Origin of the sequence: Bartonella sp. CL436QHHD, from assembly GCF_042195105.1 — a bacterium.
Lineage (GTDB): Bacteria > Pseudomonadota > Alphaproteobacteria > Rhizobiales > Rhizobiaceae > Bartonella.
On record NZ_JBHINR010000001.1, the window covers coordinates 63211 to 80864 of the forward strand.

12 protein-coding genes are annotated in these 17654 nt (G+C 36.3%); 11 read left to right on the plus strand and 1 reads right to left on the minus strand.

The window, feature by feature from the left end; translation table 11 throughout:
* The first annotated feature begins 11 nt into the window (after positions 1–11).
* From ACFIKN_RS00290 to ACFIKN_RS00300, 3 genes are read left to right on the plus strand one after another with little or no spacing between them, the layout of a single operon-like run.
* Positions 12–914 (plus strand): hemin ABC transporter substrate-binding protein, encoded by a 903-nt coding sequence (locus ACFIKN_RS00290; protein WP_375657730.1) that lies wholly within the window; start codon positions 12–14, stop codon positions 912–914.
* 5 nt (positions 915–919) lie between these two features.
* On the plus strand, positions 920–2017 hold the full coding sequence (locus ACFIKN_RS00295) for a FecCD family ABC transporter permease (protein WP_375630798.1): 1098 nt from the start codon (positions 920–922) through the stop codon (positions 2015–2017).
* Positions 2014–2847 carry a heme ABC transporter ATP-binding protein gene (locus tag ACFIKN_RS00300; RefSeq protein WP_375637393.1) on the plus strand — a complete coding sequence of 278 codons (834 nt, stop codon included), beginning with the start codon at positions 2014–2016 and terminating at the stop codon, positions 2845–2847. The genes ACFIKN_RS00295 and ACFIKN_RS00300 overlap by 4 nt, the downstream gene beginning before the upstream one ends.
* 1127 nt (positions 2848–3974) lie before the next feature.
* Here the strand turns inward: ACFIKN_RS00300 and ACFIKN_RS00305 are convergent.
* A complete protein-coding gene (locus ACFIKN_RS00305; protein WP_375657731.1) occupies positions 3975–4949 on the minus strand; it encodes a tail fiber protein in 975 nt (324 codons plus the stop codon).
* Between the two features lie 3355 nt (positions 4950–8304).
* Between ACFIKN_RS00305 and thiC the strand changes: the two genes are divergently transcribed.
* From thiC to pepN, 8 genes are all read left to right on the plus strand, one after another.
* Positions 8305–10140 (plus strand): phosphomethylpyrimidine synthase ThiC, encoded by a 1836-nt coding sequence (thiC, locus tag ACFIKN_RS00310; protein WP_375657732.1) that lies wholly within the window; start codon positions 8305–8307, stop codon positions 10138–10140.
* Positions 10137–11087 carry an FAD-dependent oxidoreductase gene (locus tag ACFIKN_RS00315; protein ID WP_375654393.1) on the plus strand — a complete coding sequence of 317 codons (951 nt, stop codon included), beginning with the start codon at positions 10137–10139 and terminating at the stop codon, positions 11085–11087. The genes thiC and ACFIKN_RS00315 overlap by 4 nt, the downstream gene beginning before the upstream one ends.
* A 3-nt stretch (positions 11088–11090) precedes the next feature.
* A complete protein-coding gene (gene thiS / locus ACFIKN_RS00320) occupies positions 11091–11288 on the plus strand; it encodes a sulfur carrier protein ThiS (protein WP_375657733.1) in 198 nt (65 codons plus the stop codon).
* 4 nt (positions 11289–11292) lie between these two features.
* Positions 11293–12066 carry a thiazole synthase gene (locus tag ACFIKN_RS00325; protein ID WP_273791116.1) on the plus strand — a complete coding sequence of 258 codons (774 nt, stop codon included), beginning with the start codon at positions 11293–11295 and terminating at the stop codon, positions 12064–12066.
* The gene (locus ACFIKN_RS00330) at positions 12063–12668 is read left to right on the plus strand and encodes a thiamine phosphate synthase (RefSeq protein ID WP_273791117.1); all 606 of its coding nucleotides are present in this window, start codon (positions 12063–12065) and stop codon (positions 12666–12668) included. The genes ACFIKN_RS00325 and ACFIKN_RS00330 overlap by 4 nt, the downstream gene beginning before the upstream one ends.
* Entirely contained in the window at positions 12659–13417 is a 759-nt protein-coding gene (locus ACFIKN_RS00335; RefSeq protein ID WP_375657734.1) for a hydroxymethylpyrimidine/phosphomethylpyrimidine kinase, read from the plus strand. The genes ACFIKN_RS00330 and ACFIKN_RS00335 overlap by 10 nt, the downstream gene beginning before the upstream one ends.
* A 447-nt stretch (positions 13418–13864) precedes the next feature.
* Entirely contained in the window at positions 13865–14704 is an 840-nt protein-coding gene (locus ACFIKN_RS00340; RefSeq protein WP_273791211.1) for a uracil-DNA glycosylase family protein, read from the plus strand.
* A 73-nt stretch (positions 14705–14777) separates the two neighbouring features.
* Positions 14778–17405, plus strand: coding sequence for an aminopeptidase N (pepN, locus tag ACFIKN_RS00345; RefSeq protein WP_375657735.1), 2628 nt, complete (start codon positions 14778–14780; stop codon positions 17403–17405).
* Positions 17406–17654: the final 249 nt, after the last annotated feature.

Genomic DNA, 17654 nt, shown 5'->3' on the forward strand with positions numbered 1-17654 from the left:
TAAGGTTGGACATGTTCGTATCTCTTTTACATAGGTTATCAAACCTTTTTCTTATGTGTTTACTGCTCTCTCTTACTTGTTTTTCTAAACAAGTAATTGCTGAACCTGCAACGCGTTTTCCTGAAAATGCTCGAATTGTTTCTATCGGCGGAGCACTTACAGAAATTGTCTATGCATTAGGAGCCCAAGATCAACTTGTCGCCCGTGATAGTACAAGTGTCTACCCACAAGAAGCGCTCAAGCTTCCTGTGCTTGGATATATGCGTGCTCTTTCACCTGAGGGTGTTTTATCACTTGCTCCAGAGGGTATATTGCTTGTTGAAGGAAGCGGTCCCGCTTCAACAATTGATATTCTCAAAAAAACATCGATACCTCTGGTGATCATACCAGAAGACTACTCCCGTGAAAATGTGATAGAAAAGATTCGCCTCGTTGGTCAAGCCATTCATCGGGAAGTGCAAGCCGCGGCGTTAATTGAGAAATTGAAGCGTAATTTTTTAGACAACGATGCGCTTTTGGCGAAAGTAACAAGACCAAAGCGTGTTCTTTTTGTTTTCTCTGTGCAAAATGGACGCGTCATGGCATCTGGAACAGGTACTGCAGCTGATAGTATGATAAAACTTTCAGGCGCTATCAATGCTATCACCGATTATAAAGGATATAAACTTCTCAACGGCGAAGCGTTATTGAAATCAGATCCCGATGTTATCTTACTTGTAAAACATGGTGCAAGATCAACCAGCATTGATAAGATTTTAGCCATACCGGCAGTTCAAGCAACAACTGCAGCAAAAAATCATGCCATAAAACAGATGGATGCCATGTATTTTTTGGGATTTGGTCCACGCACTGCAGACGCATCAAGAGAGCTTATTGAGATACTTTATGGTGCAAATCAAAACGGTAAGAGCTGATAAAAATGGTAGACGGTACATCCATGATGCATTTACCTGAAGCAAAAGAAGGTAAAAAAATAAGCCGTTCAAAGCAGGGGAAGATTTTATTATTAAGCTTAATAATCTTCCTTATCTTCAGTATTTTTGGTGGGCTCTTGAATGGTGCTGCAAAAGTTTCTTTCGTTGATCTCCTCCATGTGATGCTTACACAAGATTTTTCGGTAAGTAGTAAAACGCGTGATTACCTCGTGCTCATAGACATAAGGCTTCCCCGTGTTATCTTGGGATTATTGATTGGAGCAGCTTTAGCTGTCTCCGGTGTTCTTATGCAAGGGCTTTTTCGTAATCCTCTTGCAGATCCCGGAATTGTAGGTGTATCAGCAGGTGCTGGACTTGGAGCAGTCTTAGCAATTGTTGTCGGCATTGCTTTTCCTGTTTCATTTGCACCTTTTCTAGAGCCTTATAAAGTTATCATAGGTGCTTTTTTTGGTGGACTTTTATCAACGATTATTCTCTACATAATAGCAACGCATAATAGCTTTACCTCTATTGCAACCATGCTGCTTGCTGGTATTGCTCTTGGTGCATTAAGCAGTGCAGTTGTCGGAACATTGATTTTTGTCGCAAATGACCAACAACTGCGTGATATCACTTTTTGGAGTCTTGGCTCTCTTGCGGGCGCTACATGGTTAAAAGTATGGCTCGTTCTTCCTTTTATCGTTATTGGTCTTCTTTTCTCTCCCTTTTTATCACGAGCACTTAATGCCCTTGCTCTTGGAGAAGCTGTTGCTGGCCATATTGGTTTCCATATTCAACGCGTCAAAAATATTGCTATTCCCCTTGTTGCTCTTATGTGTGGTAGTGCTGTTGCTGTCAGTGGTGGTATTGGTTTTATTGGTATTATTGTTCCTCATATTTTACGTCAGCTCATAGGTCCTGATCATCGCTATCTCATTCCTTGCTCTGCTCTCCTGGGAGCAGCATTACTTATTTTTGCTGATATGTTTGCACGCTTAATTGTTGCCCCCGCAGAATTGCCGATTGGGATTGTAACAGCACTTTTTGGTGCACCTTTCTTTCTATGGATCCTTATATGCAAACGAGGAACAGACTTTTCATGATTGAAGCGACAAATATTTGTGTTCAGCGCGGGAAGAAGAAGATTCTTAAACACATTAATCTTCAAGCTAAAAGTGGCGCTTTTACCATTATTATTGGTCCTAATGGATCAGGAAAAAGTACTTTTATCAAAGCTCTGAGTGGTGAAATTCCTTACAGTGGAAAAATAACCTTAAATGGTTATAATGTATGCCAAACAAAAACTCATGTAATGGCAAAAATGCGCGCTGTACTACCACAATCAACAACGCTCGTATTTCCATTCTTAGTCCATGAAGTTGTAGGACTTGGTCTTTCTGTAAACCAATTTACCTTTGCCACAGCCGAATTGCAAAATCTTATCCAGAAAGCTTTAGAGTGCGTTGACCTTTCTGATTATGGCAACCTGTATTATCACCAATTATCAGGCGGAGAACAAGCTAGAGTACAACTTGCCCGTGTACTTTGCCAAGTCTGGAAACCTGTTCATAATGGGATTCCTCGCTGGATGATATTAGATGAACCTATTGCTAGCCTCGATATTCAACATCAAATCATCGTTATGGATATTGCTAAACAATTTTCCTATTCTGGTGGCGGCGTTCTTGCTGTTCTTCATGACCTCAATCTCGCGGCACATTATGCAGATAACATGATCTTGCTCAAGGAAGGTGAGATTTATTGCGAAGGAAATGCAACTAATGTTTTGACAACACAAAATCTCCGCAATGTTTATCATTGTTCTTTAAACGTTTCTGAATTACCTAAAGAAGATATCCCTTTTATACTCCCTCAAACGGCATCCTCCTATGAAATTAGATCTCTAAGCTGTCGGCTTCAATCTAAAAACTAAAGTCCATAGCAAAATAAAACACGCAAATATTCAAGAATCTTTTTTATTTTTATATGAACTCCTTTTTGTCATCTATCATTAAAAAAGAAGACCAAGCACCCTAAAGATATTTTTTGAAAAAACTACCAGTTTAAAATCTTTCAAGATTTTACGTAACTAAAAACATGTGAAGTTTTGTTTTGCTATCAAACTGTTAGATAATACGAATTTATACAACATAAATATGCGTTTTCCTACTCTTTCTATCACTTTTATCTTTATAAAAATGATTCAAGAAATACGTACAAATGCCTTTGTTATAATAACGGGTGTATTATTTATATCTTCTAAGGACCATATAGAAATCAAGTACTTTTCTCCCCTCCACAAAAGATTTGTTTGTAGCTTTAATAGTAACATCTTCTTTATAACACATATACTTTAACTTTTTTTATAAATAAATATTAATTTATACTAATATTTTTTACTTTTCTCTTTCTATTAAAAAATTGTTTATTGGCATATCACAAAGAATTAACCTATTGAATAAAAACTTTAAAATAAACTCAATAACGCTTCTTGTAAGCCCCCCTAATGCAAAAACAATGCGAAATATAGGGATGAGGAGAGAGTATAGAAATAGCGTTTGTCTTCTGCTTCACAAGCATAATGATGATTCCACTCAAGGAGTACTATCATTTACAGATAAAGCCTCCACCATGGCAATGCAAAGAAATGAAATCGACAACAAGGTGAGAGATATCTTTATAAGATGAATTAACTCATACGGGGGTATGCTGTTTTTGCACAAAAAAACGTTAAAATATTGTACTTTATTTATGCCTCAGGTTGAATAATTTTATCACCTTACCCCCTATCAAAACACCTTATGAAAAAATGTATCTCTAGATCACTTCACGGTACAGTTTAAATGATTTTTACATATTTTCCCTATGTTATCATACAATTATAAAATAAATTATATCCTTAACTCTTTCTTTCAATCATTTTTAAATTGTTTTTTGACTCTCTCAAGTATCCTATTAACAATATAGATTTCCTCTTCATATGCATAGAAAATAACGCGGAATTGCTCCGCGTTAACAAAATTATCAAGGTCTATAGATTATTCATGGACCCGACCATACTCATGATTTTATAGCATAGACAACGGTTGTATTAACAGGGCGCGTTTCTGCCTCACCCGTATGGGAAAGAGTTACCTTGTGTGTATGTGCACCAGCAGAAGCTGTTCTCCCTTTCAGGGTCGTATTATAAGTATAATGATTCGGGAGTCTCCCAATATCACCAACGGGCCAGCCTACCCCTTGATACTCAAAATTGTGTGCATGCTCGCCTGCGTTTTCAATGCTTCCAACATGCGTATGCAATTTTATGCTATCTTGTTGTTCATCCGCAAACTTTCTACCACCATCTAAACCCCGACCATTATCAAAGCCGCGTAAAAACATGCCTCTAAAATCAGGAACTTTAAAAGTTTTATTGCTGTCTTTTCCCCATTTATCACCTATTGCATTGAATAACAGCGGATAATCTTCACGCTTATAGGCCTTACCATCACATAAAAGCCAACCATTTGGCACATTTTGCATAGCAAATGTTGCAATGAATCCAGCGGGAAAACTTTCTATCTTTGGTGGTGTAGGATTTAATAAATACCAACCCTCATGCTCTTTTATTAAAACACCATTATTGTATACCATTTCATAAATGCCATCTGTTTGAAATTCTCCACCTTCTAATGGTATAACCCCCACATCAGTGGCTTTATAGATAAGCTTTTCTCCTATATTATTAACAGTTATGGTTGTCGCGCCAATATTTACACCACAAGCTTTAAAACGTATGACGATATCATTGTTGTATTTCTTTATAGGCGAAACTGTCTTTAAAGTAATTAATGTTGTTTTATCATCCACATTTACTGTAAAGCTTGAATTAATAGATCCTCCATTATCTGCAAGATATTCACGTACGCGCTGCATCATCGCCCGTGCACTATCATTAACAGAACTAGGCGGCTGACCTTCTGCCCAATTAATGATACTATCTGAATAAGCATTTTCATCAGCCTTTAGAGACCAATCGTAAATATTAGACATTTTAAATCCCCCATTATTTTCATAGTTTTTCTAACAATTTCTCGTTCTGTGCACTAAAATGTGCGGCCGCTGTTGATTGGTACATCATAACCACTGTACCATCCGTATTTACGCATTTTATCTCTCTTCACTCCTTCCAATTTTATAACCTAAATTCACCAGACGCTTTTCATAACATTAGTATTAATGCTTTCTCTTCTAATGTGTAATGTAACCACCTCATTTGAGGTTACTCAGTATCTTGTTTTGTTGCTTTGCTGTTGTTATATAATTATTTCTCAAATCTTGCATCTTGTTGCAAAATTTATAAATACTGTTCAAAATTTTTCTTATTATGGATTTCATATAACCATTACTGCATGTAATAACTTATCACCCACATAGAAAATTTCTGACTTAAACATTATCTTTTTTTATTTTTTCAATAGTTTAAATCTATCTCGTCGATATTTTATACCATATATTTTAAACAAAGAAATTCTATCTTTTAGCTATCATTTGTATTAAAATTTTAAAATTAGCTTCAAATTTTTTACATGCTTCATTATGTTTTTATTCACATGCAGATACTTTGTTCTATTTTATTCAATTTATTCCTGAAATTGTGTTACAGGATTATCACCAATGTTTTTTTGAACAAGCTTTTGTTCAATCTAAATACATCATAGAGAATATATTCAATATGGCTATTTCCTCACGCTTTCATTGAACTGAAAATGAAATACTTTGAAATACTAAAGAAACACTACACACCTTCACAAAATTTGAAGGTTGTATCCGATCCGGAAAAAATTAAAAAGCATAACCTAGCGCCCTCCCCCAATTTTTATGAACAATATCCTTGTTTTTTAAACGCCCCATAACCAACTTTTCCCCTCCCACACTTAGCACATCTGCCTCTATATATTATTATATGTATATCTTTTTTGCAAGAACAATAAATCATTCTAAACAACATCTTGCAATTATTGGTGTTCTTCTTAATTCATGGCAATATCAAAAAGCATTCTCTAAACTGTTTTTCTAACTCATCTGCTTCATCAATCCAAACAAAAAATACGCTCCATCGATTTAACACTTGCTATACCCTTAACTATCAAAGAAAACACCTTACAAAATCTTGCATAAGTAGCCAGACAATTGGACTATCCATGGCTTGTCTTTTCCAAATAAAATATCCCCTCCACTCATTACCGACTTTATTTTCAGTGTTCTCTGCACCTTGAACTTCTATCTTCCCTTTAAAATACACATCATTTATTAGCTACACCCTTTACCAGCTCTCGATGGGGTTATTTTTACTGTTTTTGAAGTTATTGCTATATTTTCTAATGTCAGAAACATTTTCTTTAGGTAATAAAAAACTCAGAAATTCCAGACTTTTTACATAGATAACGCTAATATATAACCTTACAATACATGAATAAAATGTGATCTATTCTACAAAATATAATACGTATTGATGAATCAACAAAACCAACACTCAAAAAGAAAGATGGAAATATGAGTTTTGGAGATCTTATCGTATGCAGTATATTAGGATTTTTGTTTACAATCTTTTCATTGGGGGGATGCTTAAAATCGTTACAGTAGAATTGAAAAAAGAATAGTTTAGGTGTCCTTTTCTATTCCTTCCAGCATTTACCTCATTATTTAGTATAATTGCACTACTTAAATATGATCTTTTTAACAAGATTTAAAAGATAAGCTGTTTTTATATCCTTCATAAGGTGCATAACGAGTTTTATGATGTGAGTGGGGTAATGCAAAGCGATTATAGAATGCTATGATACTGCAGATAAAGAATTCACTAACGAATTTATTTATGAATCTCTTGTCAACACATTTGTCTATCTTTGGGGTGCACCAATCATCACTGGCTGTATAGCTGCAGCTTTTATATGGCTACCATTTATAATACTGTTAATAATAGTAATATTGGTGGGAATTTGGTTACTCTTCCTCATAATTCCCTACTTATTCAAAAATTGGTTTTCGGCTTTATTAATCATCATTATAATAATTCTTTGTTTGTGTTTATTTTAATTATTACCTATTTTAGTGTTTAAAATTTTTTTTGACGCAAATTTTCTCAATTTTTCTCTTGTTGTATTATAATAATAAGAGCACTTCATTATAATTAGAAAGCTTTTTGTATATAATTAGTGATTTCTTATCTGTAATATTGTTGCACGATATCACATGACACTTGAATAACTTTACCTTGAAAACAAAGAGCTTTATGTCCCAGAAAATGAATTTTCACCTCGTCTTAAGCTAAAACACAGCGCTTTGCACGCATTTCTATTGCAAACTAATTAATGAATTTACGTATACTTTTGTGCTGAGATACATCCTTTTGCTTTCCTCTCTCTTCCAACTATTTAAAATTGTTGATGAAATTTCAAGATAAAAAGCCTTTGTTCATTTTCATCATCATTTTTTAATTCAGCTTACGATTTTCAAAACATTCAAAACAATATTATTTTTAATAATAAAGATTAGGTATTGTTTCACGCTTTTGTTTATCGCATTCTTAATGGGAACATCCCCCTCATGAAGAATATAATGCCCCAAACAAAATATAATGATATTGCATATTACGCACTTTTTTAAGAAATATTGCTCAAAATATACTCCTTTTATTTTACGACAGCGCACGTCAATAATAAAATAGTAAGCCATTATAGATCATCAGCGTTAAGCTTTTGAAGATACAAGCTGGAACCCATTATACATTTTACTGTCCCCCACGTTTTGACAGTCCTCACATCTTAGAATGTTCATTAAATGACATTTGGCTTCCTTTCTTCAAGTGTTTTGCCCCATACGCCCCCACTTATGACGTGCAAGGAAGTGATTTTATATGAAAAGATGTATGATGAGAGAATCTTATGGTATTCTGAGTTATTATTTTAATATGAAAAAAATCTCAATCAGAGCCATAAACTATCTACTTTTTCCCTGATAATCCGTTTTTAACTTTATTCTGGTTTATAAAAGCTTCAATATCATAGTTTATCACTTCATAATATCTATTTACACTCTTAAAAACACACCAAAATCGTTTAAAATATATTTTTATGATTGACAATATAGATATTTAAGCCAACCATATTCGTATTAACAAAAATACTTCAAGTGGGAGGAGGCATGCAAATATTAGAATAGATATTGTATCAATTTTCAAAATAACTTTGCTTGAGCTGTATTGGATTTTCTTTGCTACAAAGCAATATTATTCCTATTCACCCGAATGCTCGTGATTGATAATTTGAATACATCTCCATTAACATCGTAACTCCATTAACATCGCAACCTATTTTTGAACTCTGTGTCTATAAGGAAAAAGTTTGTGCAGAAAAATACTCCATCAATCAGTTGTAGCCCCTTTCCCGCTTCACGCAAAATTTATCAACAGAGCCTTCTCTTTTCTGATGTGCGCGTACCATTGCGTGAAATTTCACTGACTGATGGCAGTGGTGAAAAACCTTTAAACGTCTACGATACTTCTGGCCCCTACACAGATAAAGATATGATCATTGATATTACAAAAGGCTTGCCGACAATTAGCTTGCCTTGGCTCTCTAAGCGGGATGATACTGAAACTTATCCTGCACGATTAGTTAAACCTGAAGATAATGGATTGACTTCTGATAAAAACCTTACACCAGCCTTTAAACAAAAACGTCCTATTTTACGAGCAAAAAATGGCAAAGCAATTACACAAATGGCTTACGCACGCGCAGGCATTATTACCGAAGAAATGGAATATGTGGCTATACGAGAAAATGAAGGATTAGCAGTAAAAGAACGGCAGAATGTACCATCAAATGAAACATTTTCTGGATCAATACCAGAAATTTATACTGCCGAATTTGTTCGCAATGAAATTGCTTGTGGACGCGCCATTATTCCACAAAACATTAATCATCCAGAGTGCGAACCCATGATTATTGGGCGTAATTTCCGTGTTAAAATTAATGCCAATATTGGTAATTCAGCAGTAACGTCATCTATGGAAGAAGAAGTTGATAAAATGGTTTGGGCCATTCGCTGGGGAGCAGATACAGTTATGGATCTCTCTACAGGACGAAATATTCACAATATTCGTGAATGGATTATCCGAAATTCTCCTGTGCCCATCGGAACAGTCCCTCTTTATCAAGCACTCGAAAAAGTACAGGGTATTGCCGAAAACTTAACATGGGATATTTTCCGTGATACCCTTATTGAGCAAGCAGAGCAAGGTGTTGATTATTTTACCATTCATGCAGGATTAAGATTACCATTTATTCCTATGACCATTGATCGTGTAACAGGTATTGTTTCACGAGGCGGTTCTATTATGGCAAAATGGTGTCTCCATCATCACAAAGAAAGCTTTCTCTATGAACATTTTGATGAAATTTGTGATGTTGCAAAAACATATGATATCTCTCTTTCATTGGGGGATGGATTGCGCCCTGGCTCTATTGCCGATGCCAATGATGAAGCCCAATTTGCAGAGCTTAAAACTTTGGGAGAATTGACAAAAATTGCTTGGAAAAAAGATGTACAGGTTATGATTGAAGGTCCTGGGCATGTCCCAATGCACAAAATTAAAGAAAATATGGAGCAACAATTAGATCTTTGTCATGAGGCGCCTTTTTATACTTTGGGACCTCTTACAACGGACATTGCTCCTGGTTATGACCATATTACATCAGCAATTGGTGCCGCTATGATTGGATGGTTTGGAACTGCTATGTTGTGTTATGTAACACCTAAAGAACACCTAGGACTCCCCGATAGGAATGATGTAAAAACTGGTGTGATCACTTATAAAATTGCTGCTCATGCCGCTGACCTTGCTAAAGGTTTGCCTAGAGCACAATTGCGCGACAATGCTCTTTCGCGTGCACGATTTGATTTTAGATGGCACGATCAATTTAACCTTTCTCTTGATCCAGAAACAGCCTGTGCCTTTCATGATGAGACAATGCCTAAAGAAGCCCATAAATTAGTGCATTTTTGTTCCATGTGTGGACCAAAATTCTGTTCTATGCGTATTTCCCATGATATTCGTGAGGCAGCTGCAATAAGAAAAACAAAAGGGGAAGGTATGATCGCCATGGCCGAAAAATATCAGAAAAATGGTGACCTTTATATGGAAACTGTTCCTCCTCAAAAAAAGAAAGTAAACAGTTGAAGAACATTCTTATCAAAGGTGCAGGTGTAGGCGGCTTAACAGTTGCCTTTATGTTACAGCAAAAAGGTGCTTCTGTTACTGTATCGGCCCCCCCTCATTCACCTATAGGAAGTGCTAGTTGGTATGCAGGAGGAATGCTTGCACCTTACTGTGAAAGGGAAAGTGCAGAACAAATTGTTGAAGATCTTGGTGTACAAGCTATACAATGGTGGCGTAAAACGCTCCCCAACCTTGTCATACAAAAAGGCACTTTAGTGGTTGCACCTACACGAGATAGAGGAGAGCTTGAACGATTTTCTGTGCGTACGCATAATCACAAAACCGTAGATAATACAGAAATAGCTCATCTTGAACCAGATCTTGCGGAACGTTTTAACTGTGCACTCTTTTATGAAAATGAAGCCCATATTGATCCTCGCAAAGCACTTATGGCTTTAAAAGAAAAGCTTCTCAACAATGGAGCCTGTTTTGTTGATGTAGAAATAGCTGAAAAAAAATTTGATATTGTTATTGATGCGACAGGAATAGCACGTTTAGGAAAAGATAAAAATATACGGGGCGTACGTGGTGAAATGCTTCTCGTGCGCTGCACCGATATTAAAATTTCGCGTCCAATTCGTCTTCTTCACCCACGTTTTCCTCTCTACATTGTACCTCGACAAGATAATATTTTTATGATTGGTGCAACGATGATTGAAAGTGACTTTGATGGTGCAATCTCTGTAAGATCAATGATGGAACTGCTCAACGCGGCTTATACTTTACATCCTGCTTTTGCTGAAGCAGAAATTATTGAATCTGGCGTTGGTGTTCGTCCATGTTATCCTAATAACTTCCCTTCTGTGTATAAAGATGGTAACTTTATTTCTATTAATGGATTTTATAGACATGGTTTTCTGTTGTCTCCAGAAATGGCAAAACGAGCAATGGAATTGGCATTGGAATAAAACATGCAAATATTTGTTAATGGTGAAACAGTCCAAACAGAAGTTATGACTCTCGGTCTCTTGCTTGAAGAATTGGGGTATGAAGGAAATTGGCTTGCAACTGCTGTTAACGCTGAAGTTGTTCCCCTAGATGCACGAAGCCAATTTGTCTTGCATGAAGGAGATAAAATTGAAATTTTAAGCCCAATGCAAGGAGGCTAAAATTATGCTGAATCTTTATGGACGACAATTCTCTTCCCGTCTTCTATTAGGTACAGCGCAATATCCTTCACCAGCAATCCTTCGTGATGCTATTCATAAATCGAATACGGAAATTGTAACTGTTTCCTTGCGCCGTGAAACTGCAGGTGGAAAACAAGGTGGACAATTTTGGAAATTTCTTCAAGAACTTGGGGTAACAGTGCTTCCTAATACTGCTGGTTGTTATACTGTTAAAGAGGCCGTAACCACAGCCCAATTAGCAAGAGATCTTTTTAAAACGGCTTGGATTAAACTCGAAATTATCGGTAATTCAGATACCTTACAGCCAAATATTTTTTCCTTAATCGAAGCTGCTCAAATTTTAAACAATGAAGGTTTCAAAATTTTTGCCTATACAACGGATGATCTCATTGTTGCTGAAAAACTTTTTGACATTGGTTGCCGTGTTATTATGCCTTGGTGTGCTCCTATTGGTTCTGCCAAAGGACCTCATAATACTGATGGATTGCGTTCTATCCGTGCTTACCTTCCTGATGCTACTCTTGTTATTGATGCCGGCATTGGACGCCCATCACATGCCGCCATTGCGATGGAACTCGGTTATGATGCAGTACTGCTTAATACCGCAGTTGCTAAAGCAGGTGATCCTGTCTTAATGGCTGAAGCATTTTCTAAAGCTGTTCAAGCAGGACGTATGGGATATAAAGCTGGCATGATCGAAGCACGCAGTGTAGCAGTCCCTTCAACGCCAATCATTGGAAAAGCAGTATTTTCATGAAACTGGATCCATTTTACCTCATCGTTGATAACGCTGATTGGATTGAACGTTTGCTTCCTCTTGGTATCAAGCTCGTACAATTGCGTATGAAACATGAAAATCAACAAATAATCCGTCAACATATCAAGCGTGCAAAAAACATATGCAATAAATTGGGAGCACAATTAATTATTAATGATCATTGGGAAATAGCAATTGATGAAAAGTGCAATTTTATTCATCTGGGACAAGAAGACCTGAGCAATGCTGATCTTCACGCAATTCGTAAAAGTGATATAAAAGTTGGTCTTAGTACACATGATGAACATGAATTGGATACCGCACTCTCTGCTAATCCTGAGTATATTGCACTTGGTCCTATTTATCCGACAATCTTAAAAAAAATGAAATGGATGCCGCAAGGATTAGAGAAAATCAAACAATGGAGAAAGCGGATTGGTGCTTTACCTTTGGTGGGTATTGGTGGTTTAACACCAGAACGCGCAGTTGGTGTTTTAAAAGCAGGAGCAAATAGTGCTGCTGTTGTGACTGATATTATCCTCCATAAAAAACCTGAAGAGCGTGTACAGCAGTGGATAAAAGTGACACAAACATGGCGTTGATACCTTCCATTCTTATTGTTGCGGGCACTGATCCAACAGGAGGTGCTGGTATTGTTCGTGATATAGAAACCTCTGCGCATTTTCAAATAAAAGCAAATTTAGCAATTACTTGTGTTAACGTACAAGATGATAATCGCGTTGTCGAAATCATTCCAATGCGTGGAGACCTCGTCGCTGCGCAAATGCGTGCTGCCCTAGAAGCAAATCCAATAAGCGCAATAAAAATCGGTATGACGGGGACAAAAGCAATTATAGCAGCAATCTGTAACGTACTCAAAGACTATCCCCATGTTCCAGTTATTTTTGACCCTGTACTTGTCGCTTCATCAGGAGGAAAACTAATAACGGAAACAATCATCGACACTATGATCGATAAACTGCTTCCTCATGTTGATCTTTTAACACCGAATAGAGAAGAACTCGCTCTTCTTAGCCAAAGTCCATTGGCATCTCATGATAAGCAAGCAATACAACAAGCAAAAAAACTTTTGTCATTGGGAGCTCGCTCTATTTTAGTAAAAGGGGGACATGCGGAGGGGCCTCTTGCAATTGATAGCTTCATTGACAAAACTGAAGTCATAAATATCTCTACTCCACGTTTAAAAGGAACAATGCGAGGAACAGGTTGCATTCTCTCAAGCGCTATTGCAGCGCATTTAGCATTAAATGAACCTCTCATTTCAGCGGTAAAAAAAGCAAAAGAATATATCCACACATTGCTTTTAACCCATTGTAAAAATAGTTTATAACGTCTTAGTATTTTTCTAAAATCAAATTAATATTTATATATTTCAATTAATATATTTATTTTTAATAAAAATTATTTAAAAAATATAATAATAAAAAAATTTATACTTTATTTTATAAATAAAATACTACAAAAGTAACTTTAATTAAGTATTAAATATATAATACAATGATAACAAATATTATAACACCACTTGCATTCAGTAAAAAAATCTTTTATTATGAATGAGTTTAGTCTGTTTAAAAAGTTGAAATAGCGCAATTTAAATAAATTGTACATTTAAAGATGTATATAATCGCGAACACTCGCATTTTACGATTTGCCTTTTTTGTGAAAAGAGAGAATCCTATCAGCGTTCTTATACATTAATGGCTAGCGAATACATTTAATAAAACTTGAAGGATAATTTTGTTTGATCTATAATCGCTAGATCATTAGAAAAAGTAAAATGTTAAATCAAACGCCGTGCTCAATTTCCTATGAAGAACTCTTAAACTTTTATAAAGAAAGTGGTGCGGATGCCGTTCTGACGGATTTCCCTATTGATCGTTTTAAGCAGTCTGCTTGTTCAGAGAGAAAATTAATATCTGTCGTGAACATTTCTCATAATCAACAAGCATCTCCCAAAACATCTCCAACCGTAAAATTAGATCATCATCAGCTGCATAACTCTAGGACTATACAAAATGAATCCACAGCTATAGAGAGTGCAAAAAGTGCCAAGACACTTGATGAATTAAAATCTGCTCTCCTTGCATTTAATGGCTGTTCATTAAAATTGACAGCAAAAAATACCTGTTTTTCAGATGGAACAGCAGGAAGCCCCCTGATGCTTATAGGCGAAGCACCAGGACGAGACGAGGATATACAAGGAATTCCTTTTGTGGGAAAAGCCGGGATGTTGCTTAATAAAATCCTCGCATCAATTGGCTTAACAAGAAATAATGTTTACATTGCCAACACTATTCCTTGGCGTCCACCAGGAAATCGTACACCAACACCAAGAGAAGTTGCCTTGTGCCGCCCTTTTATTGAACGGCACATTTATTTAGCGCGTCCTCGTGTTCTTATAGCACTGGGAGGTGTTGCTGCACAGTTTCTTACTGGATCTCAAAATGGAATTATCCGAACAAGAGGGAAATGGCATATCTATGAAAGCGAGGATAATATAAAAATACCTGTTATGCCAACTTTCCACCCAGCCTACCTTCTTAGAACCCCTAGTCAAAAGAAGCTTACATGGATAGACTTCTTAGAAGTAAAAAATCGCCTCGACAGCCTTTTGTAATTCTTTAATCCTATCTTGCTTCTAAAATTAACACACCCTTCTTTAACTCTTAAAATACAAATGGGAAAAAACTATGAAACAGCCAATAACATCTATTTATCGTTTGGAAGACTACCAACCAACCCCTTACGTTATCCCTAAAGCACAACTTTCTTTCCAATTGGCACCGACAAAAACCTATGTTACAGCCATATTGTCTATTGAATCCCGTCACGATACAAAAGAATTAACACCTCTTGTTCTTTCTGGTGATGATCTTACTTTAATTTCCGTTTCTATTAATGATGAGATATTAGCCCCAAACACTTATAAAGTGACGCCTTCACGTTTAGAAATTACAACGCCACCAACGGCTCCTTTTACATTGAAATTGGTTACAGAACTGAATCCTGAAAGCAACCGCCAACTTATGGGGCTTTACCTTTCAAATGGTGTTTATTGCTCACAATGCGAATCGGAAGGTTTTCGTCGTATTACTTATTTTTACGACCGCCCAGATGTTCTTTCTACCTATAGAGTGAAAATTGAAGCAGATTCCCAAACAATCCCAATCTTGCTTTCCAATGGTAATCTGGTGGAAACAGGAACTTTAGAGAATAATCGCCATTTTGCCATTTGGGAAGATCCTTATCCCAAACCATCTTATCTCTTTGCTTTAGTAGGTGGAGATCTTGATAAGTTAGAAGACCATTTTACAACTGTATCTGGACGACGTATCGAGCTTGGTATCTATGTAGAAAAAGGAAAAACCGAACGCGCAACCTATGCAATGGATGCTCTTAAACGTTCCATGCGTTGGGATGAACAATGTTTCGGACGCGAATATGATCTTGATATTTTCAATATTGTTGCTGTGTCCGACTTTAACATGGGAGCAATGGAAAACAAAGGCCTTAACGTTTTTAATGATAAATATGTTCTTGTCGATCCTGAAACAGCAACCGATCAGGATTATAGAAATGTTGAACGTGTCATTGCACATGAATATTTCCATAATTGGAGCGGTAATCGTGTTACCTGTCGCGATTGGTTTCAACTCTGTTTAAAAGAAGGATTCACTGTTTATCGTGATCAGGAATTTTCATCAGATCAAAATGTACGCAGCCTACAGAGAATTGAAAATGTAAAAGCATTAAAAGCAACGCAATTTGCAGAAGACGCAGGACCTCTTGCGCATCCTGTACGTCCTCGTCAATATAGCCAAATTAATAATTTTTACACCACAACTGTTTATGAAAAAGGTGCTGAAGTTGTTCGCATGATACGAACTATTTTAGGTCCTACTCTGTTTCGTAAAGGCACTGATCTTTATTTTCAACGTCATGATGGACAAGCTTGTACAATTGAAGATTTTATTACCTGTTTTGCTGAAGTGTCTGGTCAAGACTTCTCCCAATTCATGCTATGGTATGAACAGGCAGGAACACCCAATGTAGAAATCGATAGTCATTATAGCGATGGTGTTTTAACAATTCATGCAAAGCAACATATTCCCGCAACCCCACAACAAAATACAAAAAAGCCCATGCTTATCCCTATCGTATTTGGCTTGTTAGGACCTAACGGAGAAAACCTCACCTATGAAGCAGATACAGATATTCAATCAGATGTTATGCTTTTATCCAAGGAAAGCCAAACGTTTACATTAAAGGGACTGCGTGAAAAACCCGTTTTATCACTGCTGCGGGACTTTTCAGCACCAATCATTCTACACACTCCATTCAATGAAAGAGAACTTATTTTTCTTGCACAACATGATGACAATCACATCAATCGCTGGCAATCTCTTAATCATTTAATGACGCAAGCTTTGATTCAAAGCATTCAAGATAAAACACAAGAAAAAGCAACACTCTCTTCTGCTTTGCTAAAGCTGATTGAAACGATCATAACAGATGAAACCTTAGAGCCTGAATTTCGTGCCTTCTGTTTAAATTTACCTAGTGAAGTTGAGCTTGCTCATACAATCGGTAAAAATATTGACCCAGATCGTATTCATTATATCCGCAATCAGTTTTTAGCTTCACTTGCACAAACTCATCAAGAGCTCTTAACAAAATTCTATGGACAAATGCAAACCCAAGAGCCCTATTCACCAAACACTGCACAAGCTGGAAAACGAGCATTAAAGAATATCATACTGGATTACCTTTCCATTGCTGAAGCCAATCCAAATCGAGCTGCTATACAATATGCAACAGCTGATAATATGACTGACCGTATGGCTAGTATCGCTGTTCTCGTGAAGCGTTTTAATGAAAGTGAGCAGGCACAAAATGCCTTAAATGATTTTGAAAACCGCTATCGGCATGACCCTTTGGTCATGGATAAATGGTTTTCTATTCAAGCAATGGTTGCTGGCACATCAACACTCGAGAATGTTCAAAAGCTCATGCAACATCCGCTTTTTTCACAAGATAATCCTAATCGTGTACGTTCCCTAATCGGTGTTTTTGCCTCTAACAATCTCACGGGCTTTAATAGGATGGATGGAGCGTCTTATCATTTTCTTTGCCAAGTCATTTTGGAAATTGACAAAAAAAATCCACAGCTTGCTTCACGATTATTAACAATGATGCGCTCTTGGCGACAATTAGAACCTATTCGACAACAAAAACTTGAAACTGAATTAAAAATGATTGCTGTTGCGCCAAAATTATCAAGCGATGTTGCTGATATCATTAATCGTCTGCTCACTTAAAACAAAAAATTATTTTAAATCAATATGCTATAATATTTTTTAAAATAAATTCTATAAACTATTCGATCATCATTAAACCTATAAACAGGTAATCTAAGCCTGTTTATAGGTCACGTTTAAAGTACTTTTTTCTTTTCATATTCCAAAATTATAAAAGTAAAATTATTTTTTTAAAAAAAAGACTGGACAGAAGACTCCTGTTTTGATTCATTGCACTCGATGGGGTTACTATGAATATCGAAGCAGTTT